This window comes from Streptomyces sp. NBC_01622, assembly GCF_045209635.1.
Taxonomy (GTDB): domain Bacteria; phylum Actinomycetota; class Actinomycetes; order Streptomycetales; family Streptomycetaceae; genus Streptomyces.
Genome location: NZ_CP109293.1, coordinates 8,215,456 through 8,238,110 on the forward strand (window position 1 = coordinate 8,215,456; position 22,655 = coordinate 8,238,110).

Here is a 22,655-nt window from a genome sequence, read left to right on the forward strand (position 1 = left end):
AGCCTCCCTCAGGAGAGTCCTCGCCGTGCGCATCGCAGTCACCGGCTCCATCGCCACCGACCACCTCATGACCTTCCCCGGCCGCTTCGCCGACCAACTGGTCGCGGACCAGCTGCACACGGTGTCGCTCTCCTTCCTGGTCGACAACCTCGACGTACGCCGGGGCGGCGTCGGCGCCAACATCGCCTTCGGCATGGGCCAGCTCGGCACCGCGCCGATCCTGGTCGGCGCCGCCGGCTCCGACTTCGCCGAGTACCGCGACTGGCTCGACCGCCACGGCGTCGACACCGGCTCGGTCCGTATCTCGGAGACGCTGCACACCGCCCGCTTCGTGTGCACCACCGACTCCGACCACAACCAGATCGGCTCCTTCTACACCGGCGCCATGAGCGAGGCCCGCCAGATCGAGCTGAAGACCGTCGCCGACCGCGTGGGCGGTCTCGACCTGGTCCTGATCGGCGCCGACGACCCCGAGGCGATGCTCCGCCACACGGAGGAGTGCCGTACCCGGTCCATCCCCTTCGCCGCGGACTTCTCCCAGCAGATCGCGCGCATGGACGGCGGCGACATCCGCATACTGCTGGAGGGCTCGGCGTACCTCTTCTCGAACGAGTACGAGAAGGGCCTCATCGAGTCCAAGACCGGCTGGAGCGACGAGGAGATCCTGTCGAAGGTCGGCCACCGCGTCACCACGCTCGGCTCGCGCGGCGTCCGCATCGAGCGCGTCGGCGCGGACCCGATCGAGGTCGGCTGCGCGGAGGAGGAGCGCAAGGCCGACCCCACGGGTGTCGGCGACGCGTTCCGTGCGGGGTTCCTCTCGGGGCTGGCGTGGGGTGTCTCGCTGGAGCGGGCGGCGCAGGTCGGCTGCATGCTCGCGACTCTCGTCATCGAGACGGTTGGTACGCAGGAGTACCAGGTGTCTCGTGCGCACTTCATGGAGCGGTTCACCAAGGCGTACGGGGATGATGCGGCGGTGGAGGTCCGTAAGCACCTGGGCTGATTGGTCGGGTGCGGGTGTGTGGGGGCTGGTCGCGCCCCGCGGCGAAGCCGCAAGTGTGACAGCCCCGCGCCCCTGTCGGGCGCGTCAGCTGGTTCGGCGGATTACGTAGGCCGGACCTTCCTCCTCGCCCACGTACTCCTGTCCCCGCATCTCGCACCACGCCGGGATGTCCAGCCGGGCCGCCTCGTCGTCGGACAGGACGCGCACCGTTCCGCCCACGGGCACATCCCCGATGACCTTCGCCAGCTCGATGACCGGGATCGGGCAGCGCTTCCCGAGAGCGTCCACGACCAGCGAGTCCTCCTTTACGACGGCTGTGGGCGCCGCCGCCCCCAGCTTCTCCCGTACCCCCGCCACGGCCCCCGGCAGCACGGCGAGGAAACGCTCGACGTCCGCCTCCGTCGTCCCCGTCGGCAACGACACCCGCACATTCCCCTCACTCAGCACCCCCATCGCCTTCAGCACATGGCTGGGCGTCAGCGTGCTGCTCGTGCAGGACGATCCGGACGAGACGGAGAAACCGGCCCGGTCCAGTTCGTGCAGGAGAGTCTCTCCGTCGACATAGAGACAGGAGAAGGTGACGATCCCGGGCAGCCGGCGCACCGGATCGCCGACCACGTCCACATCCGGCACCGACCGCGGCACCCGCGCCCGGATCCGCTCCGTCAGCTCCCGCAGCCGTAGCGCCTCCTCGGCCGCCTCCGTGCGGACCGCGCGCAGGGAGGCCGCCGCGGCCACGATCGCCGGGATGTTCTCGAAGCCGGGGGAGCGCCCCGACTCCCGTTCGTCGACGGGCCCTTGGGCCGCGAACCGCACGCCCTTGCGCACCGCCAGCAGTCCGACCCCGGCCGGTCCGCCCCACTTGTGCGCGCTGGCCGCGAGCAGCGACCACGCGCCCTCGACCGGCCCCCACCCCAGCGACTGCGCCGCGTCGACCAGCAACGGCACCCCGGCCGCCCGGCACACCTCGGCCACCTCGGCGACCGGCTGCACGGTCCCCACCTCGTGGTTGGCCGACTGCAGACAGGCCAGCGCGGTGTCCGGGCGCAGCGCCTCGCCGTAGGCCCGCGCACTCACCGCCCCCGTCCGGTCCACGGGCACCTCGGTCACCGAACCGCCCGCCGACACCAGATTCTCGGCTGAATGGAGCACGGAAGAGTGTTCAACCGCTGACACGATCAGGTGACGTCCGACGCGCCGCCGCCCTGCCAACGCCCCAGCGATACCCGTGTGTACGGCCCGAGTACCCGAGGTGGTGAACACCAGCTCGTCGGGCCTGCACCCGACGGCCTCGGCGGCGGCCTCCCGCGCGGCGTCCAGCAGCAACCGTGCCTTACGTCCCTCCCGGTACAGCCGAGCAGGATCCGCCCACCCTTCGTCCAGAGACGCCAACAGCGCCTGCCGGGCGACGGGATGAAGGGGCGCGGACGAAGCGGCATCGAAGTAGGACACAAGGCAACGTTAAAACGCGGGTGAGTTAAAAGGGGCTCGGGGAACTGCGCGACAAGCCACAACGCGTCCCGCACCCGCCCAAATCACCTGAACCCCCGAGCTATTAGACGCAAGGAGTAACGGGCCGCGCGTATGCCACCCTCCCCGCGAACCCCCGGAGGGCGTCGGCTAGGGTTTGGTCCGCATAAACATCCAAACCCCTGCCCGACGCAGGGCGGCGACCGACCCGCGTGAAGGCAGGCCGCAGCCAATCCGCGCGGGCGAGACTCTCGGGAAGGCGCTACGTGAGTCCCAACGGCTCCGACCGCTCGCCGCGGCGCCCGATGCGGCGGAAGCTGCTGCAGGCAATGACTGCGGGCCTGGTCCTGGCGACCGCGACCGGTTGCACATCCAAGGACTTCCCTCGCCTTGGTTTCCCCACCCCGACCACGGAGGAGGGTCCGCGGATCCTCTCTCTGTGGCAGGGATCCTGGGCTGCCGCGCTCGCCGTCGGCGTCCTGGTGTGGGCCCTGATCATGTGGAGCGTCGTGTTCCACAGGCGCAGCCGCACCAAGGTCGAGATCCCCCCGCAGACCCGGTACAACATGCCCATCGAGGCGCTGTACACGGTTGTTCCGCTCATCATCGTCTCGGTGCTGTTCTACTTCACGGCCCGCGACGAGACGAAGCTCCTGAGCCTCGACAAGAAGCCCGACGTGACCATCAACGTCGTGGGCTTCCAGTGGAGCTGGGGCTTCAACTACGTCGAGAACGTCGACGGTGTCAGTGGTGACGCGACGACCGACAAGAACCTGGCCGCGATTCCGGACCGGTTCAAGAAGGAATTCCCGGCGAACGCCGGCGGTGTCTACGACGTCGGTACGCCCGCCACGAAGAACCCGCAGACCGGCAACCCGGGTCCGACCCTCTGGCTCCCCAAGGGCGAGACGGTCCGCTTCGTCCTCACCTCGCGTGACGTCATCCACGACTTCTGGGTGGTGCCGTTCCTCATGAAGATGGACGTCGTCCCGGGTCACACCAATGCCTTCCAGGTGACCCCCACCAAGGAGGGCACCTACCGCGGCAAGTGCGCCGAGCTCTGCGGCGTCGACCACTCCCGGATGCTGTTCAACGTGAAGGTCGTCTCGCCGGAGCGTTACCAGCAGCACCTCAAGGACCTCGCCAAGAAGGGGCAGACCGGTTACATCCCCGCTGGCATCGCGCAGACGAGCCACGAGAAGAACCGGGAGACGAACAACCTGTGAGCATCCTCAACGAACCTCAGGGTGCCGCGGCAGCAGAGTCCCACTACGCGGATGAGCTGCCGGTAAGGCGCAAGCAACCCGGCAACGTCGTGATCAAGTGGCTCACCACCACCGACCACAAGACGATCGGCACGCTGTATCTGGTCACGTCCTTCGCGTTCTTCCTGATCGGCGGCGTCATGGCGCTGCTGATGCGCGCCGAGCTGGCACGGCCGGGTCTGCAGATCCTGTCGAGCGAGCAGTTCAACCAGGCGTTCACGATGCACGGCACGATCATGCTGCTGATGTTCGCGACGCCGCTGTTCGCCGGTTTCACGAACTGGATCATGCCGCTGCAGATCGGCGCGCCCGACGTGGCGTTCCCGCGGCTGAACATGTTCGCCTACTGGCTCTACCTCTTCGGCTCGCTGATCGCGGTGGGCGGTTTCCTCACCCCGGACGGCGCGGCCGACTTCGGCTGGTTCGCGTACTCGCCGCTGTCGAGCGCGGTCAATTCGCCGGGCATCGGCGGCGATATGTGGATCATGGGGCTGGCCTTCTCCGGCTTCGGCACGATCCTCGGCTCGGTCAACTTCATCACCACCATCATCTGCATGCGCGCACCGGGCATGACCATGTTCCGCATGCCGATCTTCTGCTGGAACGTGCTGCTGACCGCAGTCCTGGTCCTGCTGGCCTTCCCCGTCCTCGCCGCCGCGCTGTTCGCGCTGGAGGCGGATCGGAAATTCGGGGCACATGTCTTCGACGCCGCCAACGGCGGGGCGTTGCTGTGGCAACACCTCTTCTGGTTCTTCGGCCATCCAGAGGTGTACATCATCGCCCTGCCGTTCTTCGGCATCATCTCCGAGGTCATCCCGGTCTTCTCCCGCAAGCCGATGTTCGGCTACATGGGCCTGGTCGCGGCGACCATCTCCATCGCCGGCCTGTCCGTGACCGTGTGGGCCCACCACATGTACGTCACCGGCGGAGTCCTCCTCCCGTTCTTCTCCTTCATGACGTTCCTCATCGCCGTGCCAACAGGCGTGAAGTTCTTCAACTGGATCGGAACGATGTGGAAGGGGTCCCTGTCGTTCGAGACCCCGATGCTCTGGGCCACCGGCTTCCTGATCACCTTCACCTTCGGTGGTCTGACCGGTGTCATCCTGGCCTCGCCGCCGATGGACTTCCACGTCTCGGACTCGTACTTCGTCGTCGCCCACTTCCACTACGTGGTCTTCGGTACGGTCGTGTTCGCGATGTTCTCCGGCTTCCACTTCTGGTGGCCGAAGATGACCGGCAAGATGCTCGACGAGCGCCTCGGCAAGATCACCTTCTGGACGCTGTTCATCGGCTTCCACGGCACCTTCCTGGTCCAGCACTGGCTGGGTGCCGAGGGCATGCCCCGTCGCTACGCGGACTACCTCGCGGCCGACGGCTTCACCGCCCTGAACACGATCTCGACGATCAGCTCCTTCCTGCTCGGCCTGTCGATCCTGCCGTTCCTCTACAACGTGTGGAAGACGGCCAAGTACGGCAAGAAGGTCGAGGTCGACGACCCGTGGGGCTACGGCCGCTCCCTGGAGTGGGCCACGTCCTGCCCGCCGCCGCGGCACAACTTCCTCACCCTGCCGCGGATCCGCAGCGAATCCCCGGCGTTCGACCTGCACCACCCCGAGATCGCCGCTCTCGACCAGCTCGAGAACGCGTACCACGGTGACAAGGCCCTCGCCGGCGGCAAGGAGGCGGGCAAGTGAAGGTCCAGGGCTGGATGTTCATGTGGCTGAGCGTCTTCGTGCTCGCCATGGCGGTTGTCTACGGCCTCTGGTCCAAGGAGGCGGCCGGTACCACGGCCCTCTTCATGGCCTTCGGCCTCTGCGTCATGGTCGGCTTCTACCTGGGCTTCACGGCCCGGCGGATCGACACGCTGGCGCAGGACAACAAGGAGGCCGACGTCGCGGACGAGGCCGGCGAGGTGGGCTTCTTCAGCCCGCACAGCTGGCAGCCCCTCGCCCTCGGCATCGGGGGCGCGCTGGCCTTCCTCGGCGTGGCCATCGGCTGGTGGCTGCTGTACTTCTCGGCGCCGCTCATCATGCTCGGCCTGTTCGGCTGGGTCTTCGAGTACTACCGCGGTGAGAACCGCACGCAGTAGCACACACCGAACGCCCACGAGCCCGGACACTCCGTCAGGAGGGTCCGGGTTCGTGCTTTTGCCGCATTGTCGGTCACTCGTCCGAGTGACCCACCGCGCCGGGGCTGACGAACCTTCATAGCCTCGGCTCATGAACCACTCTCCTCGCATCCGCACCGTCGTCAGCTGCACCCTGCTGGTGATCTCCCTCGGCGCGGGCGTCACCGCCTGCGGGTCCGGCGGCGGCAACCCGCTGTCGGACAAGCCGTACGACGCGGCGGGGCAGATCTCCTTCAACGGCCTGTCCGGCAAGGGCAAGAAGGCCGACCCCGACAAGCCCCTGGAGGTCACCGCTTCCGGTGACGACGGGCGGATCACGGACGTCACGGCCACGGACGCCGCGGGGCGCTATGTCACGGGCGAACTCAACGCCGACGGCACCCGCTGGCGCAGCACCTCCCCGCTGGCCGCCAACGCCCACTACACGGTGCGGGTGAGCACGGAGGACGAGGACGGCGCCCCCGGCCGCAAGGTCCTCACCTTCGACACCACCAAGCCGACCGCCAAGAAGAGCCTGACCGTGCAGTTCGGTCCCGACGCGGGCACCTACGGCGTCGGCCAGCCGGTCACCGCCCAGCTGAACAAGCCCGTCAAGGACAAGGCACAGCGGGCCGTCGTGGAACGCGCCCTCAGGGTGGACTCCACGCCCGCCGTGGAGGGCGCCTGGCACTGGGTGGACGACACGGAGCTCCACTACCGCCCCAAGGAGTACTGGCCCGCCCACGCCACCATCCAGGTCCACAGCGACCTCGACGGCGTGAAGATCAGCGACCGCCTGCGGGGCGGCAGGTCAAAGGGGCTGAAACTCACCACCGGCGACAAGATCATCGCCGTGACGGACGCCGCGTCCCACGAGATGACGGTCTACAAGAACGGCGAGGAGATCAACGAGATCCCCGTCACCACCGGCAAGCCCGGCTTCGAGACCCGAAACGGCGTCAAGGTCGTACTGAGCAAGGAGTACTTCGTACGGATGCGCGGTACCACCGTCGGCATCTCCCAGGGCTCCTCGGACTCGTACGACCTCCCCGTGTACTACGCCACCCGCGTCACCTGGAGCGGCGAGTACGTCCACGCCGCCCCCTGGTCCGTCGGCTCCCAGGGCTCCGCGAACGTCAGTCACGGCTGCACCGGCATGAGCACCAGCAACGCCGAGTGGTTCTTCGACACCGTCCACGAGGGCGACGTGGTCAAGGTCGTCAACTCCAACGGCGACGACATGGAACCCTTCGGCAACGGCTTCGGCGACTGGAACCTGGGCTGGAAGAAGTGGCGGGGCGGCAGCGCGCTGGTGGGCGGAACACCGGATGGTCCCCGACCGGAAGACGCGGCGAGACTTCGTCCCGAGTCAGTGTGACCCACCCAGGAGTGACGTACCCAGGGGCGCGGGGAACTGCGTGACCAGCCACAACTGGCCCGCGGTCGCCACACATCTCGCGCCCCACCCCACTAGGCGTTCAAGGCCGGCTTCTGATGCAACAGAGAGGCAAGAGAGGCCGCGAACTCAACGGGATCCACCGGCAACGTCACCGCGGCGTCCGCCCGGCTCCACGTGGCAAGCCACGCATCCTGAGGCCGCCCGATGAGCACCAGCACCGGCGGGCAGTTGAAGACCTCGTCCTTCACCTGCCGGCACAACCCCATGCCCCCCATCGGCGAGGACTCCCCGTCGAACACACAGACATCGATCCCACCCCGGTCCAGCTCCTTCAAAGCCGCCGCAGGCGTCGCGCACTCCAGGAACTCCACCAGCGGCGCGTCCGGAGCCGGCCGGCGCCCGGCGGCCAGCCGGACCTGCTCGCGGGTGTTGGAGTCATCGCTGTAGACCAGCACCGTGGCGGTCGGCTGCATGCTTCCTCCGAAGGTCCGTTCCAAGGTCCGTTGCGCGGATGCTACTCCCTTGAACACCCCGTCAACACCTGTTGGAACACCCCTGCGATCGGCCATACGGGCAGTACACACGCTGCGAACACTCCGAACGGCACCCCCCGGAGTGAGGGCGGGATAAGCGACCGACATAATGTCGGTCGTGGCGACAGCAACGACAGTAGAAACCGGGCACGCGCACCCGTCGGTCAACCGGCCGAACCTCACCAGCGTCGGAACCATCATCTGGCTGAGTTCCGAGCTGATGTTCTTCGCGGCCCTCTTCGCGATGTACTTCACCCTGCGATCGGTGACCGGTCCGGATCACTGGAAGGAGATGGCGAGTCATCTCAACATTCCGTTCTCCGCGACGAACACCACGATCCTGGTGCTCTCCTCCCTCACCTGCCAGCTCGGTGTGTTCGCCGCCGAGCGCGGGGATGTGAAGAAGCTCCGGGGCTGGTTCATCATCACGTTCGTGATGGGTGCGATCTTCATCGGCGGTCAGATCTTCGAGTACACGGAGCTGGTGAAGAAGGACGGCATCTCGCTGTCCTCCGACCCGTACGGCTCGGTGTTCTACCTGACCACCGGTTTCCACGGCATGCACGTGACGGGCGGCCTCATCGCCTTCCTGTTCGTCCTCGGCCGCACCTACGCGGCGAAGAGGTTCACCCACGAACAGGCGACCGCGGCCATCGTCGTGTCCTACTACTGGCACTTCGTCGATGTCGTCTGGATCGGCCTCTTCGCCACGATCTACTTGATCAAGTAGTCGGGCCCGATCCCGCGCGCAGCCAAGAAGCGCACATTCCAGAAGCATCGACGCAGAAGATCCTGACACCGGGGTAATCCGTGAAAAAGCTCTCCACACGACGACGCCATCCGCTGGCGGCTGTCGTCGTACTACTCCTCGCGCTGGCGGTATCCGGGGGGGTGTACAGCCTGCTCGCGCCCGCGAGCAAGGCGCAGGCCGACGAGTCCGCTCAGTCCCTCTCCATCGACGAGGGCAAGAAGCTCTTCGCCGTCGGTTGCGCCAGCTGCCACGGCACCGGCGGTCAGGGCTCCTCCGACGGACCGAGCCTCGTGGGCGTCGGCGCCGCGGCGGTCGACTTCCAGGTGGGCACCGGCCGTATGCCGGCCCAGCAGCCGGGCGCCCAGATCCCGGCCAAGAAGGTCATCTACTCCCAGGCCGAGATCGACCAGCTCGCGGCGTACATCGCCTCGCTGGGCGCCGGTCCGGTCATCCCGACGAAGAACGAGTACGGGCCGGAGGGGTCGGACATCGCCAAGGGCGGCGAGCTGTTCCGCACCAACTGCGCCCAGTGCCACAACTTCACCGGCAAGGGCGGCGCGCTGACGCACGGCAAGTTCGCGCCGAGCCTCGAAGGCGTTGCCCCGAAGCACATCTACGAGGCCATGCAGACCGGCCCGCAGAACATGCCTTCCTTCCCCGACACCACGCTGTCGTCGAAGAACAAGAGGGACATCATCGCGTACCTCAACGCGGTCAACGGCGACAACACCGAGAGCCCCGGCGGTCTTGAGCTGGGCGGTCTCGGTCCGGTCAGTGAGGGTCTCTTCGCCTGGATCTTCGGTCTGGGCGCGCTGATCGCGGTAGCCGTCTGGGTCGCCGCTCGGACCGCAAAGGCCAAGAAGTCATGAGTAGCCAAGACATTCCAGAAGAGAACCTGCCCGCTGAGCAGGACGCGCACGGCGCGGTGTCGGTAGCGGACGAGCAGAACCCGTTCGCCGACCCGGGACTGCCGCCGCACGAGCACCGTGTCCAGGACATCGACGAGCGGGCCGCCAAGCGGTCCGAGCGCGTCGTCGCCTTCCTGTTCACGCTGTCGATGCTCCTCACGGTCGGCTTCATCGCCTCGTACGTGGCGATCCCGGCCGACAAGTCGATCTTCGTCTTCCCGATCGGTCACATCAGCGCGCTCAACTTCGCGCTGGGCCTGACCCTCGGCGGAGCGCTCTTCACCATCGGCGCGGGCGCGGTCCACTGGGCCCGTACCCTGATGTCCGACGTGGAGATCGCCGACGAGCGGCACGCGATCGAGGCGCCCCCCGAGGTCAAGGCCAAGGTCATGGCCGACTTCAAGGACGGTGCCAAGGAGTCGGCGCTCGGCCGTCGCAAGCTGATCCGCAACACGATGTTCGGCGCGCTGGCCCTGTTCCCGCTCTCCGGCGTGATGCTGCTGCGCGACCTGGGCCCGTTGCCCGGGACCAAGCTCCGCCACACCATCTGGTCCAAGGGCAAGCTGCTCGTCAACATGAACACGAACCTGCCGCTGCGTCCCTCGGACGTGGCCGTCGGCTCGCTCACCTTCGCCAAGCCCGAGGGCCTGGAGGAGACCGACGAGGACTTCCAGACCCAGATCGCCAAGGCGGCGCTGTTGATCGTCCGGCTCCAGCCGGAGAACATCAAGGACAAGCGCGAGCTGGAGTGGGGGCACGAGGGCATCGTGGCCTACTCGAAGATCTGCACCCACGTGGGTTGCCCGATCTCCCTGTACGAGCAGCAGACGCACCACGTGCTGTGCCCGTGCCACCAGTCCACCTTCGACCTCTCCGACGGTGCCCGAGTGATCTTCGGCCCGGCCGGTCACGCCCTGCCGCAGCTGCGCATCGGCGTGAGCGACGAGGGCTACCTCCAGGCGCTCGGCGACTTCGAGGAGCCCGTCGGTCCTGCATTCTGGGAGCGCGGATGAGCACCAACGAGACGCACACATCAGCCGCGGCGGGCGAGCGGCGCGACAAAGCACCGGCCGGCGAGCGTGTCGCCGACTGGGCGGACGGACGCCTCGGGATCTACTCCCTGGCCAAGTCCAACATGCGCAAGATCTTCCCCGACCACTGGTCGTTCATGCTGGGCGAGGTCTGCCTCTACAGCTTCATCATCATCATCCTCACGGGTGTGTATCTGACGCTGTTCTTCCACCCGTCGATGAACGAGGTGACGTACCACGGCAGCTATGTCCCGCTCCAGGGGCAGCTGATGTCGGAGGCGTTCAATTCGACGATGCACATCTCCTTCGATGTGCGCGGCGGTCTGCTGATCCGTCAGATCCACCACTGGGCGGCGCTGATCTTCCTCGCCGCCATGTTCGTGCACATGATGCGCGTGTTCTTCACGGGCGCGTTCCGCAAGCCGCGTGAGGTCAACTGGCTGTTCGGCTTCCTGCTGTTCGTCCTGGGCATGTTCACCGGCTTCACCGGTTACTCGCTCCCGGACGACCTGCTCTCCGGCACCGGTGTCCGCTTCATGGAGGGCGCGGTCCTGTCCGTGCCGATCGTCGGCACGTACCTGTCGTTCTTCCTCTTCGGCGGCGAGTTCCCGGGCGGCGACTTCGTCGCGCGGTTCTACTCGATCCACATCCTGCTGCTGCCGGGCATCATGCTCGGGCTGGTGGTCGGCCACCTGATCCTGGTCTTCTACCACAAGCACACGCAGTTCGCGGGCCCCGGAAAGACGAACAACAACGTCGTCGGCATGCCGCTGCTGCCGGTCTACATGGCCAAGGCCGGAGGCTTCTTCTTCCTGGTCTTCGGCGTCATCGCGGCCGTCGCGGCGATCGCCTCGATCAACCCGATCTGGGCCATGGGTCCTTACCGTCCGGACATGGTGTCCACGGGTGCCCAGCCCGACTGGTACATGGGCTTCTCCGAGGGCCTGATCCGTACGATGCCGGGCTGGGAGATCAACCTCTGGGGCCACACGCTCGTCCTGGGCGTGTTCATCCCGCTGGTCATCTTCCCGCTGGTCCTGGTCGCGATCGCGGTCTACCCGTTCATCGAGTCCTGGGTCACCGGCGACAAGAGCGAGCACCACATCCTGGACCGCCCGCGCAACGTCCCGACCCGTACGGCCTTCGGTGTCGCGTGGATCTCGTGGTACTTCGTCCTGCTCGTCGGCGGCGGCAACGACATCTGGGCCACGCACTTCCACCTGTCGATCAACTCGATCACCTGGTTCGTGCGTGTCGGCTTCTTCGTGGTGCCGGTGCTCGTGTTCATCGCCACCAAGCGGGTCTGCCTCGGTCTCCAGCGCCGGGACAGGGACAAGGTGCTGCACGGCCGCGAGTCGGGCATCATCAAGCGCCTGCCGCACGGTGAGTTCATCGAGGTGCACGAGCCGCTCAGCCAGGACGCGCTGCACACGCTCACCGCGCACGAGCAGTACGTGCCGGCCGCGATCGGCGCGACGGTCGACGAGAACGGTGTCGAGCGCAAGGTGAAGGGCTCCGAGAAGCTGCGCGCCAAGCTGAGCGAGGCGTACTACGGCGAGGAGTCCCAGATCCCCAAGCCCACCGTCGAGGAGTACAAGGAGATCACGAGCGGCCACGGCCACCACTGATCGCTGAGGCGTCGCCACGCCACAGTCGAAGGGCCCCGTCCGAACACCGGACGGGGCCCTTCGCCATGTCCCGCGCTGGATAGGGTGGGGGCACATCGTTGAACCATTTTTCTACGACACCCAGGAGCGGCCGTATGAGCGCTGTGACCCCCGCTGGAGGCGACACCGCGGCGGCCCGTTCCTGGCCCGACGTACTGAGTGCGCTGCTGGCCGGACAGGACCTGAGCACCGCCGACACGGCGTGGGCGATGGACCGGATGATGAGCGGTGAGGCGGCGGACGCGCAGGTCGCCGGTTTCCTGGTGGCGCTGCGGGCCAAGGGCGAGACGGTCGAGGAGATCACCGGTCTCGTCGAGACGATGTACGCCCACGCGAAGCCGCTGGACATCCCGGGGCCGGCCGTCGACATCGTCGGTACGGGCGGCGACCGGGCCAGGACGGTCAACATCTCGACGATGTCCGCGATCGTGATCGCCGGTACCGGCGCGAAGGTCGTCAAGCACGGCAACCGGGCCGCGTCCTCGGCGAGCGGCTCCTCCGACGTGCTGGAGAAGCTCGGCATCAATCTGGACCTGCCGACCGAGCAGGTGGCGCGGGTGGCGGCGGAGGCCGGGATCACCTTCTGTTTCGCGGCCAAGTTCCACCCCTCGATGCGGTTCGTCGGCGCGGTCCGGGGGGCGCTGGGGATTCCGACCGCGTTCAACCTGCTCGGCCCGCTCACCAACCCGGCGAAGGTCACCTCGTCGGCGGTCGGCTGCTTCGACACCCGCATGGCCGGGCTCATCGCGGGCGTGCTCGCCGAACGCGGCTCCTCGGCGCTGGTGTTCCGCGGTGACGACGGCCTCGACGAGCTGACCACCACCGCGACCTCCCGGGTGTGGATCGTCCGCGACGGCAAGGTCACCGAGGAGTCCTTCGACCCCCGGGACGTCGGCCTCGAACTCGTCCCGGTGGAGGCCCTGCGCGGCGCCGACCCCGACTACAACGCGGGTGTCGCCCGCCGTCTCCTGGACGGCGAGACGGGCCCGGTGCGGGACGCCGTACTCCTGAACTCGGCGGCTGCCCTGGTGGCGCTGGAGCGCGGGGACGGGCCGCTGGCGGACCGGATCCGGGGCGGGATGGAGAAGGCCGCGGAGTCGATCGACTCGGGCGCCGCCAAGCGGACGCTGGAGCGCTGGGCGGCTGCCACCAACGCGTAGCGGTATAGCGGTCGTCGTCCCGCGATCCGGACACGGGTTGCGGGACGACGATCACCTCACGTAGGTTTTCTGACCAGGTCATGAGTGACAGTCATGAGGCCCCGGCCGACTGTCCGGCAACCCTCCGTCCGTGGCGGGGTGCCCCGGGTGAAGACCAGGCCGTAGGCAGCGAGGTCTGCGGCAAGCGCGGGCCCCTCGAAAGACACCAGGGGTCCTGGTCATCGAGGGAGCCCTCTGTGAGCAAGCGAATGCGATAGGGCGTCGAGCCCCGCCTCCGCATACCCCCTTTCACCCTCCTCCGTGTTTGAGCCCTGCGCGTTCGCACGGTGGTTCCGTCTTGCCTCTCACAGGAGTTCGCCATGTCTGTCTCCACCGCTGCCGCCGCTCAGACCATTTGTGCCCAGCTGCCCGTTCTCGGCCGGGATGTCACCGTCCCGCTCGTCACGGGTGGCGAAGTCACCTACGCGGCGCTCGACTACGCGGCCAGCGCCCCCGCCCTGCAGCGCGTCTGGGACGACGTGGCGGCCTACGCCCCGTACTACGGCAGCGTCCACCGCGGCGCCGGCTACCTCTCCCAGCTGTCGACGGACCTCTTCGAGAACGCGCGGAAGACCGTCTCCGAGTTCCTCGACTGCCGCGCCGACGACCAGCTGATCTTCACCCGCTCGACCACGGACTCCCTCAACCTCCTCGCCGCCGCCCTCCCCGCCGACTGCCAGGTCTTCGTCTTCGAGACCGAGCACCACGCGTCGCTGCTGCCCTGGAAGGACGCCCGGGTCACCTACCTCAACGCCCCGCGCACCCCGCGCCAGGCCGTGGAGACCCTGGAGCAGGCGCTCGCCGCCCGAGACCCGTACGGCCCGGCCCTGGTCTGTGTCACCGGCGCCTCGAACGTCACCGGCGAGCTGTGGCCGGTCCGCGAACTGGCCGCCGCCGCGCACGCCCACGGCGCCCGGACCGTCCTGGACGCCGCCCAACTCGCCCCGCACCACCCGGTGTCCGTCCAGGACCTCGACGTCGACTGGATCGCCTTCTCCGGCCACAAGCTCTACGCCCCCTTCGGCTCCGGAGTCCTCGCCGGCCGCGCCGACTGGCTCCAGGCCGCCGACCCCTACCTCGCGGGCGGCGGCGCCAGCCGCAAGGTCACCCGGCGCGAGGACGGGGGAGTGGACGTCGAGTGGCACGACAGCGCCGCCCGGCACGAGGCCGGCTCCCCGAACGTCATCGGCGCCTACTCCATCGCGTCGGCCTGCAAGGCGCTCACCGAGGCCGGCTTCGACACGCTGGTCGCGCGCGAGCAGTACCTGATCGAGAAGGTGCGGGCGGGCCTGGCCGAGGTCCCGGCAGTCCGCGTCCTGTCGCTGTTCGGCGACGACGCCCCGCGCGTCGGTGTCCTCTCCTTCGTCGTCGACGGCTGGAACAGCTCGCACTTCGCCGCCGCCCTCTCCGCCGAGTACGGCATCGGCGTCCGCGACGGCCTCTTCTGCGCCCACCCGCTGGTACGCACCCTGCTCGGCAGCGACCCGCAGACCCAGGGCGAGTGCGGTGCCCCCGAGGCCGCCCCGGGCGAGAAGTCCCTCAACGCGATCCGCGTGAGCTTCGGCGCGGGCACCCCGGACGAGCACGTCGAGCGCTTCGTGTCGGCCGTACGGGAGCTCGTGACCGACGGCGCGAAGTGGAACTACCGTACGCAGGACGGCCGTTGCGTGCCGGCCGTGTGACGATCCAGGGACGGGCGGCCCCGCCGCTGGGCGGACGTGACGCACTGGCGCTCCACCATGGACGTGACCGTCGGACAGGACGAGCGACACGGCGTCGGCTGGTACGGCTGCGGCCACCGGCACCGGCTGCGCTTCGCCGACGGGGTGGAACAGGCCTTCATTGTCGACGAGTGGCAGATCCAGGTCGGCTCGGCGGACCAGGACCGCCCCGAGAACCAGCGGATACGGTCAGTCGTCGAGCACCTCCGGCAGCGGATGGCGGACGCGCAGGTGCCCGCCCTGCTGGACCGTCTCGAAGCGGGGAGGCAGGTCACCTTCGGCCCCCTCACCGCCGACGCGGACGGCTTGTTCGTCCCGGGCGGGCTGTCGGCCTACCGGTGGGCCGACCTGCGGGAGCCGCGGCTCGATGCCGATCTGCCCGACTGGTCCGTGCCGTCGTCGTGGTGGCCGAAGCGGCGGGACGCCCGGCTCTCCCTGCGAGGCGGTCATGGTCGCCGCACCGACCTACCGGCCTGGGAGGTCGTGAACTGGGGCGCGTTGGTCACCCTGTGGAAGCGGCTCAACGCCCGCTAGGAGTCCAGCCCGATCGCGAACGCCGCCTCCAGGTCGTGCTGGGAGTACGTCCGGAACGCCACGTGCGTGTCCGTCCCCTCCACTCCGGGGATCTTGCTGATCCGCCCGGGGATGACCTCCGCCAGGTCCTCGTGCTGCCGGACCCGCACCATCGCGATCAAGTCGTACGTACCGGTGACGGAGAAGACCTCGCTCACGGATTCGAGCGCGGCGATCGACTCGGCGATCTCCGGAATCCGGTCCACGCTGGTCTTGATGAGGACGATCGCGGTGATCACGGCTGGTTCTCTCCCTCGGGGACCGTTGCTGGGGCGGGTTTCACTCTAGTCGTACGGCCGAACCGCACCCACGCGTAACCGAAGCCCAGCGTGAAGCCGACCAGGTGGGCGAGGTACGCCACCCCCGGTCCCTGCGCGGCCCGGCCCGCCGCCAGCCACTGGAGGGCCGCCCAGAACGGCAGCACGACCCAGGCGGGGAAGCGCAGGGGCAGAAAGAAGAGGAAGGGGAGGAGGCTCGTCACGCGGGCCCGGGGGAAGAGGTACAGGAACGCCCCTAGGACCGCCGAGATCGCCCCGGACGCGCCGACGAGGGACTGCGCGGAGCCGGCGTTGGCCAGCGCGTAGCCCAGCAGCGCCAGATAGCCGCAGACCACGTAGAACAGGGTGAACTCGACCCGGCCCAGCCGTTCCTCGGTCATCGCTCCGAAGACGTAGAGGAAGAGCATGTTGCCGAGGAGATGGATCCAGCTGCCGTGGACGAAGAGGGCCGTGACGGGGGTGAGGGCCTCTCGGGCGGGGTGCGCGAACAGGTCGGCCGGTACCACTCCCCAGCGGTGGAAGTACTCGCGCTGGACGGCGAGCAGCGCGTCCCCGGTGCCGTAGGACGGGACGAAGCCCGAGGCCGGGCCGAGGACGAAGATCAGGCAGCACAGGGCGATCAGGGCGTATGTCATCGGTGCCGAGGTGTTCCGGAGGGCTCTGACGGCCGCTGTTCCCCAATTGCTGATCATGGACACAGAGCATGGCGTAACGGGACGTATCAGAGCAGGGTGCCTCGCCGCTGCGGACGGCCGAGCGGCGAGTACCCGCCAGGCCGTAGGGTTACGAGCCACACTCGCCGGGGAAACCGGCGATCACGGAAACTGGAACAAGAAGGAAGCGGACAGCCACGATGACGGTACCCCTGCCGACCGCCTCGACGCGGTGGCGCTGCACCCTCTGCGGCAACCTCACGCGCTTCAACGTGACGCGTTCGTCGAAGGTCGTGGAGTACCTCCACCTGGACCTGGCGGGTGAGCCGAAGGTGGAGGAGCGCGAGGTGGTCAGTGAGACCATCGAGTCGGTGCGCTGCCGCTGGTGCAACGCCGTGGATCAGGTGGAACTCGTGGACAGGCCGGGCGCCGGCTCCTGAGAGGGAGTGGCCCCGCACAGGTATTGGGGTGTGAGGGATGGTGGAGAACTCAGGCGGGGGGCCGGGCGACGGCGCCGCCGAGGTGCTCGACCGCCCGCTGCCCGACGGCGTGCGGAGAAGGGTCGTACAGATCGTTTCGGACGGTTTCGGCGGACTCACGGTCGCCGAACTGCCCGCGCAGCTACGACAGTACGCCCGCTTCGCCCCCAACCGGCGCGCCAAGTTCGCCGGCAATGCCATGGCCGCCGCGCTGGAGACCGATCCGCTGTTCCGGCAGCGGATCGGGGAGAAGCTGAGAGAGGCCCAGTCGGAACTCGCCGGCGCGCTCGACTCCGGCTCGCCGCCCCCGGCCGCGGATCCGCTCGACGTGGCGGCCGCGGCCTATGTTCTGCGCCCCACCGGCTGGGTGAAGCTGGTGACCGCCGCCGGCGAGGAGGCGCTGCGCGCCGACGCCGAGCGCGCGGACGAGGAGAGCCGGGCCGAACTGGAGCGCCTGCGCGAGGAGTTGGCGCAGGCGCGGGACGCCACCCGGACCGAGACCGAGCGGCTGCGCACCGAGCTGGACGCGGCGAAGAAGGAAGCGGAATCGCTGCACCGCAAGCTGCGTTCCGCGCACAGCGACATCAAGCGCGGTGAGGCCGCTCTGCGCAAGCTGCGGGCCGAGACGGACGCCGCGCGCGCCGAGGGCCAGGCCCAGGTGTCCGCGGGCGAGGTCGAGACCCGGCGGCTCAAGGCCCGGCTCGCCGAGGCGGAGGCGGCCCTGGAGGCCACCCGCAAGGCGGCCCGGGAGGGGCGCAGCGTCGAGGACATGCGGGTACGGCTGCTGCTCGACACCGTGCTGGAGGCGACCCAGGGGCTGCGCCGTGAGCTGGCGCTGCCGCCCGTCTCCGTACGGCCCGCCGAGACCGTCGACGCGGTCGAACCGGGACGAATGACCCCGAAAGACATCGCGGCGCGGGCGCTGTCCGAGAACGACCCCGCGATCCTGGACCAGTTGCTGGCGCTGCCGCAGGCCCATCTGGTGGTCGACGGCTACAACGTCACCAAGACCGGCTATCCCCAAATGCCCCTGGAGAAGCAGCGGTTGAGGCTGCTGGGGCAGCTCTCGCAGCTGGCCGCGCAGACCGGCGCCGAGGTCACCTGTGTCTTCGACGGGGCCGAGCTGGCCGCGCCGGTACTGCTCGCGCCACCGCGCGGAGTGCGGGTGCTGTTCTCCAAACCGGGCGTCACCGCCGACGAGTTGATCCGCCAGCTGGTGCGCGCGGAGCCGCCGGGCCGGCCGGTCATCGTCGCCTCGACCGACCGCGAGGTGGCCGACGGGATCGCGAAGGCGGGCGCGCGGCCCGTCGCTTCTGCGGTACTCCTCAAGCGACTGTCGTGAAGGTCAACGTACAGGTTTAATGCCGGAATTGACCGAACCGTCACGCAACGTAGCGTCAATCGACCATCACTGCATGTTGGTTATGTGCAAAGAATGCTTTGAGTGACGGCATTTTTTCGTGTGAGGATTTGAACTGATCACAGGAACGTCACTAGGGTCATGCCTCGAACCTCCGAACGGGTGATCACTCAATAGAAGGAGCTCGACTCCGTGGCGTCCCATCGTCGACCGAAGCAGCCGAGCCGCACGCGCGTCACTGTGCTGACCACCGCAGCCGCAGCCGCCGTTGCCTTCAGTGCTCAGGCCGCCAATGCCGCGCCGAGCGAGAAGCCCAGCAAGGTGGACGAGGTCAAGGCGAAGGTCGACACCCTCTACGAGCAGGCCGAGCAGGCCACCGAGAAGCTCGACGGCGCCCAGGAGAAGCAGAAGAAGCTCCAGAAGGAGATCTCCACCATCCAGGACAACGTGGCCCGCGGTCAGGAGGAGCTCAACAAGCTCCGGGACGGCCTCGGCACGATGGCCAGCGCCCAGTACCGCACCGGCGGCATCGACCCGTCGATCCAGCTGTTCCTGTCCTCCGACCCGAGCGACTACCTCGACAAGGCGTCCACCATGGACCAGTTGAGCGCTCAGCAGGTCGAGGCGCTGACGAAGATCCAGGGCAAGCAGCGCGAACTCGCCCAGGAGCGCGCGGAGGCGAGCACCAAGCTCAAGGACCTCTCCGCCACCCGCACCGAGCTCAAGAAGAAGAAGGACGAGGTCAAGAGCAAGCTGGCCGCGGCCCAGAAGCTGCTCAACACCCTGACCGCCAAGGAGAAGGCGGCCCTCGACGCGCAGCAGGCGCAGGCCGCCAACCGCTCCAGCTCGCGGGTGAACCTCGGCAACACCGGTTCCGCCTCCAGCCGCGCCGCCTCGGCCTTCGCGGCCGCCCAGTCCGTGATCGGCTCGCCGTACGTCTACGGCGCCTCCGGCCCGTCCTCCTTCGACTGCTCCGGCCTCACCTCCTGGGCCTACGCGCAGGCGGGTGTCTCCATACCCCGCACGTCGGAGGCGCAGGCGAACGCCGGTACCCGGATCTACAGCGAGAGCGACCTCAAGGTCGGCGACCTGGTCATTTTCTACGGCGACTACCACCACGTCGGCCTCTACGCCGGCAACGGCCAGGTGCTGCACGCCCCGCACACCGGCGCCGTGGTGCGCTACGAGGCGATCGGCAACATGACGTTCGAGTTCGGCGTCCGGATCTGATCTCGTCCGTATCCGGTCGTTCCGGACCGCCCGAACGGGCGAATTACGACACTCCAGGCTGACCCCGCGCCCCGCCCATGACCTGCGTCATAGGCGGGGCGTCACGTTATGTGGCCGTGGAGGTCTTTGGCCCGCACCCCTTCACAGAGCTACTGTCTGGCGCGTTTCCCCGCATCGGGGGAGCGGTCCGTGTCCGCCAGCGGAAGGAGTGCGGCTTCCCGTGGGATCCCGTCGTCGCCATGCACCGTCCGGGTTCGACCGAGGCGCCAGTGCCGCGGTCTGTGTGATGTCCGCTGCTGCCGCGGCACTCGGCGCCCTTCCGGCCACGTCCGCCGTGGCCGCGCCGCACGACGACGCCCGGGCCGAGGTGGACCGGCTCTACCAGGAGGCCGAGAAGGCGACCCAGGCCTACGACAAGGCCGACGAGCGCGCCGGGCAGCTGCACCGGCAGGTGAGCGACGCCCAGGACCGGATCGCCCGGCAGCAGCAGCGCATCAACACCATGCGGGACGCGCTGGGTTCACTCGCCGGCGCCCAGTACCGCTCCGGCGGCATCGACCCCACCGTCGCGCTGCTGTTCTCCGACGACCCGGCCGACTACCTCGACAAGGCCTCCGTCCTCGACCGCATCACCACCGAACAGGCGGGCGAGCTCAAGGACCTCCAGGACGCCATGCGCGAACTCGCGCAGGAGCGCAGCGAGGCCACCGGGCACCTCGCCGAACTGGAGCGCAGCCGCAAGGCCGTGGCCAGTCACAAGAAGACCGTCGAGAGCAAGCTCGCCAAGGCCCGGCAGATCCTCAACGGGATGCCGCTCGCCGACCGCGCCGCCTTCGACCGGGCCTCCCGCTCCTCCCGCCAGGACATCCCCGACCCCGGCGCCGGCGTCCCGTCCTCGGGCCGCGCCGCAGAGGCCGTGGCCGCCGCCCAGTCCGCACTCGGCAAGCCCTACGTCTGGGGCGCCACCGGCCCCGGCGGCTTCGACTGCTCCGGCCTGATGCAGTGGTCGTACGCCCGGGCGGGCGTCCACCTCCCGCGCACCTCGCAGGAGCAGCGCTACGCCGGCCACCAGATCCCGCTCTCCCAGGCCCAGCCCGGCGATCTGGTCGTCTACCGCTCCGACGCCAGCCATGTCGCGATGTACGTGGGCAACGGCCAGGTCATCCACGCCCCCTACCCCGGCGCGCCGGTGCGCTACGACCCGGTCGGCATGATGCCGGTCTCGTCGGTCACGAGGGTCTGAACCGGCGCGAAAGGGTCGTACGATCGGGAAGTGACTGGTCGTAGGCGGGCGTCGCGCTCCGGAGTGCTCGCGCTGTGTCTGCTGTTCGGCTCGCTGGTGGCGTGCGGCGGGCAGCCGGCGCCGGACAGCGCGAAGGCGGCGGTGCAGCGCCTGCTGGACGGACAGGCGGCGGCCGTCCTGCACCACGACGGGACGGCGTACACCCGCACCGGCGCGCGCACCGCGTACGAGAACCTGAGCGCCGTACCGCTGGCGTCCTGGTCCTACCGGCTGACCGCGCTGCACCGCACCGGTGCCACCGCGACCGCCGACGCCGACCTCAGCTACCGCGTCCGGGGCTACGACACCTCACCCGTCACCGTCGGCCGCACGCTCACGCTCCGCCTCACCGCCGACGGGAAGTGGTACGTCGACTCCGACAAGCCCGCGAAGAAGTCGGGCCAGCAGCTGTGGGACCAGGGGAAGGTGAGCGTCGTCAAGGGCGCGGACAGCCTCGTCATGGGGGTCGGGCAGTCCACCGCCGGCCTGCGCGAGTACCGCTCGCTCGCGGACCACGCCGTACCGGCCGTGTCGGGCGCCTGGGGCACCGACTGGACCCGGCACGTCGTCGTGCTCGTTCCCGGCTCCCTGGACGGCATGGCGGGGCTCCTGGGCGCACCGGCCGCGTCCTACCGGGGCATCGCCGCGGTGACGACGGGGGAGGCGGGCGGTTCGGGCGACGCCCCGGCGGACCGGATCATCGTCAACCCGGACGCGTACGCCATGCTGGGCTCGGTCGGCAAGCAGGTCGTGCTGACCCACGAGACGACCCATGTGGCCACCCGCGCCGACACCACCCCCGCGACCCCCCTCTGGCTCTCGGAGGGCTACGCCGACTGGATCGGCTACCGGGGCACCGGCCGCACCCCCACCCAGGCCGCCCCCGAGCTCTACCGCGCGGTCGAGGACGGCCACGTCCCGTCGGCACTCCCCACCGACAAGGACTTCGGTTTCAGCAGCGAGGCCGGCGAACTGGCGCAGGCCTACGAGGGCGGCTGGCTGGCCTGCCGGATGATCGAGGACCGGTGGGGGGTGCGTCAACTGGGCAAGTTCTACCGGGCCGTTGGCGCGCACAAGAAGCGGGGAGGGGCGGTGGAGGACGCGATGAAGAAGGTTCTCGGGGTGAGCCTGGACGACTTCACCGCGCAGTGGCGGGACTATCTCAAGACTCAACTCGGCTGATCCAGCCGGTCGATGGCCTCGGTGAGCCACTCCCGCTCCGCCGCGCCCGTCGCCCGCGCGACCCGCAACATGCCCTGCCGGAACAGGTCTTGGGCCTCCTCGGCCCGCACCGGATCGCCGTCCCGGTAGAAGAAACTCGCCGGGGTCTCCAGGAACTCCAGCCGCCGGCGCAGCACGTCCGCCTGCTCCCGCCGGTCCGGCAGATGCCGTAGGAAGGCCAGGACCGTGTTGAAGCGGACGTGGTCGGTGATCTCGGTCTGCTTGGGGTGGCGGAGGCGTTCCAGGAGGTCCGCGCGGCCCGTCTCGGTGAGGGACAGGACCCGGCGCGGGGCCGCGCTCGTGCCGTCCTCCGTGTGCTGGTCGAGCTTGCCGGCGGTGACCAGGCGGGTGATCGCCGGGTAGAGCGCGCCGTCGCTGACCGGGCGGACATGGCCGCTGAGTGCCTTGATCCGCTCCTTCAACTCGTAGCCGTGCAGCGGCTGTTCGGCCAGGAAGCCGAGGATCGACAGCTCCAGCATGTTTCTCCTTGCGGACGCGGTGAGGCCATGGTACCTCTTATCGAGCTAC

At 68.8% G+C, this 22,655-nt stretch carries 22 protein-coding genes and 1 riboswitch; of the genes, 17 read left to right on the forward strand and 5 right to left on the reverse strand.

Annotated features, from left to right (window positions below):
• Window positions 1-25 precede the first annotated feature (25 nt).
• Window positions 26-1,000, forward strand: coding sequence for a carbohydrate kinase family protein (locus OH768_RS38020; RefSeq protein WP_406460637.1), 975 nt, complete (start codon window positions 26-28; stop codon window positions 998-1,000).
• A gap of 84 nt (window positions 1,001-1,084) precedes the next feature.
• On the opposite strand, the gene OH768_RS38025 is transcribed toward OH768_RS38020, so the two are convergent.
• Window positions 1,085-2,452, reverse strand: coding sequence for a cysteine desulfurase/sulfurtransferase TusA family protein (locus tag OH768_RS38025; protein ID WP_406460639.1), 1,368 nt, complete (start codon window positions 2,450-2,452; stop codon window positions 1,085-1,087).
• 284 nt (window positions 2,453-2,736) lie between these two features.
• On the opposite strand from OH768_RS38025, the gene coxB reads away from it, so the two are divergent.
• From coxB to OH768_RS38045, 4 genes are all read left to right on the forward strand, one after another.
• Window positions 2,737-3,696, forward strand: coding sequence for a cytochrome c oxidase subunit II (coxB, locus tag OH768_RS38030; RefSeq protein ID WP_406460640.1), 960 nt, complete (start codon window positions 2,737-2,739; stop codon window positions 3,694-3,696).
• Complete coding sequence (gene ctaD / locus OH768_RS38035; RefSeq protein ID WP_406460642.1) at window positions 3,693-5,429, forward strand: cytochrome c oxidase subunit I; 1,737 nt, start codon at window positions 3,693-3,695, stop codon at window positions 5,427-5,429. Before coxB ends, ctaD begins: the two co-directional genes overlap by 4 nt.
• Window positions 5,426-5,824, forward strand: coding sequence for a cytochrome c oxidase subunit 4 (locus OH768_RS38040; RefSeq protein WP_406460643.1), 399 nt, complete (start codon window positions 5,426-5,428; stop codon window positions 5,822-5,824). The genes ctaD and OH768_RS38040 overlap by 4 nt, the downstream gene beginning before the upstream one ends.
• Before the next feature lie 130 nt (window positions 5,825-5,954).
• Complete coding sequence (locus OH768_RS38045) at window positions 5,955-7,220, forward strand: Ig-like domain-containing protein (protein ID WP_406460645.1); 1,266 nt, start codon at window positions 5,955-5,957, stop codon at window positions 7,218-7,220.
• A 92-nt stretch (window positions 7,221-7,312) separates the two neighbouring features.
• On the opposite strand, the gene OH768_RS38050 is transcribed toward OH768_RS38045, so the two are convergent.
• Window positions 7,313-7,714, reverse strand: coding sequence for a hypothetical protein (locus OH768_RS38050; protein WP_406460647.1), 402 nt, complete (start codon window positions 7,712-7,714; stop codon window positions 7,313-7,315).
• 169 nt (window positions 7,715-7,883) lie between these two features.
• Between OH768_RS38050 and OH768_RS38055 the strand changes: the two genes are divergently transcribed.
• The 7 genes from OH768_RS38055 (at window position 7,884) to OH768_RS38085 (ending at window position 15,585) form a co-directional block, all read left to right on the forward strand.
• A complete protein-coding gene (locus OH768_RS38055) occupies window positions 7,884-8,504 on the forward strand; it encodes a heme-copper oxidase subunit III (protein WP_019062389.1) in 621 nt (206 codons plus the stop codon).
• An 80-nt stretch (window positions 8,505-8,584) separates the two neighbouring features.
• Complete coding sequence (locus OH768_RS38060; RefSeq protein ID WP_406460649.1) at window positions 8,585-9,394, forward strand: c-type cytochrome; 810 nt, start codon at window positions 8,585-8,587, stop codon at window positions 9,392-9,394.
• Window positions 9,391-10,446 carry a Rieske 2Fe-2S domain-containing protein gene (locus OH768_RS38065; protein WP_406460651.1) on the forward strand — a complete coding sequence of 352 codons (1,056 nt, stop codon included), beginning with the start codon at window positions 9,391-9,393 and terminating at the stop codon, window positions 10,444-10,446. The genes OH768_RS38060 and OH768_RS38065 overlap by 4 nt, the downstream gene beginning before the upstream one ends.
• Window positions 10,443-12,092 carry a cytochrome bc complex cytochrome b subunit gene (locus OH768_RS38070; protein WP_406460653.1) on the forward strand — a complete coding sequence of 550 codons (1,650 nt, stop codon included), beginning with the start codon at window positions 10,443-10,445 and terminating at the stop codon, window positions 12,090-12,092. Before OH768_RS38065 ends, OH768_RS38070 begins: the two co-directional genes overlap by 4 nt.
• A gap of 134 nt (window positions 12,093-12,226) precedes the next feature.
• Window positions 12,227-13,291 carry an anthranilate phosphoribosyltransferase gene (gene trpD, locus OH768_RS38075; RefSeq protein WP_406460655.1) on the forward strand — a complete coding sequence of 355 codons (1,065 nt, stop codon included), beginning with the start codon at window positions 12,227-12,229 and terminating at the stop codon, window positions 13,289-13,291.
• 76 nt (window positions 13,292-13,367) lie between these two features.
• Window positions 13,368-13,484: riboswitch (SAM riboswitch) on the forward strand.
• Window positions 13,485-13,650: 166 nt separating this feature from the next.
• Entirely contained in the window at window positions 13,651-15,012 is a 1,362-nt protein-coding gene (locus OH768_RS38080) for an aminotransferase class V-fold PLP-dependent enzyme (protein WP_406460657.1), read from the forward strand.
• A 36-nt stretch (window positions 15,013-15,048) separates the two neighbouring features.
• Entirely contained in the window at window positions 15,049-15,585 is a 537-nt protein-coding gene (locus tag OH768_RS38085; protein ID WP_406460658.1) for a hypothetical protein, read from the forward strand.
• Here the strand turns inward: OH768_RS38085 and OH768_RS38090 are convergent.
• Together OH768_RS38090 and OH768_RS38095 are read right to left on the reverse strand one after the other, a co-directional pair.
• On the reverse strand, window positions 15,582-15,863 hold the full coding sequence (locus tag OH768_RS38090) for an Lrp/AsnC family transcriptional regulator (RefSeq protein ID WP_019062383.1): 282 nt from the start codon (window positions 15,861-15,863) through the stop codon (window positions 15,582-15,584). The two genes, OH768_RS38085 and OH768_RS38090, sit on opposite strands and share 4 nt — an antisense overlap.
• On the reverse strand, window positions 15,860-16,594 hold the full coding sequence (locus tag OH768_RS38095; RefSeq protein ID WP_406460660.1) for a rhomboid family intramembrane serine protease: 735 nt from the start codon (window positions 16,592-16,594) through the stop codon (window positions 15,860-15,862). Before OH768_RS38095 ends, OH768_RS38090 begins: the two co-directional genes overlap by 4 nt.
• A 161-nt stretch (window positions 16,595-16,755) precedes the next feature.
• Here OH768_RS38095 and OH768_RS38100 point away from each other — a divergent pair, with 161 nt between their 5' ends.
• The 5 genes from OH768_RS38100 (at window position 16,756) to OH768_RS38120 (ending at window position 22,088) form a co-directional block, all read left to right on the forward strand.
• Complete coding sequence (locus tag OH768_RS38100) at window positions 16,756-16,995, forward strand: hypothetical protein (RefSeq protein WP_406460662.1); 240 nt, start codon at window positions 16,756-16,758, stop codon at window positions 16,993-16,995.
• 37 nt (window positions 16,996-17,032) lie between these two features.
• Complete coding sequence (locus OH768_RS38105; RefSeq protein WP_406460664.1) at window positions 17,033-18,376, forward strand: NYN domain-containing protein; 1,344 nt, start codon at window positions 17,033-17,035, stop codon at window positions 18,374-18,376.
• 210 nt (window positions 18,377-18,586) lie between these two features.
• Window positions 18,587-19,624: an NlpC/P60 family protein gene (locus tag OH768_RS38110; RefSeq protein ID WP_406460665.1), complete on the forward strand. Its 1,038-nt coding sequence runs from the start codon at window positions 18,587-18,589 to the stop codon at window positions 19,622-19,624.
• A 220-nt stretch (window positions 19,625-19,844) separates the two neighbouring features.
• Window positions 19,845-20,867 carry an NlpC/P60 family protein gene (locus OH768_RS38115; protein ID WP_406460667.1) on the forward strand — a complete coding sequence of 341 codons (1,023 nt, stop codon included), beginning with the start codon at window positions 19,845-19,847 and terminating at the stop codon, window positions 20,865-20,867.
• Between the two features lie 30 nt (window positions 20,868-20,897).
• Complete coding sequence (locus OH768_RS38120) at window positions 20,898-22,088, forward strand: hypothetical protein (protein WP_406460668.1); 1,191 nt, start codon at window positions 20,898-20,900, stop codon at window positions 22,086-22,088.
• Here OH768_RS38120 and OH768_RS38125 read toward each other — a convergent pair.
• On the reverse strand, window positions 22,076-22,606 hold the full coding sequence (locus OH768_RS38125; protein ID WP_406460670.1) for a PadR family transcriptional regulator: 531 nt from the start codon (window positions 22,604-22,606) through the stop codon (window positions 22,076-22,078). The genes OH768_RS38120 and OH768_RS38125 overlap by 13 nt on opposite strands.
• Window positions 22,607-22,655 lie beyond the last annotated feature (49 nt).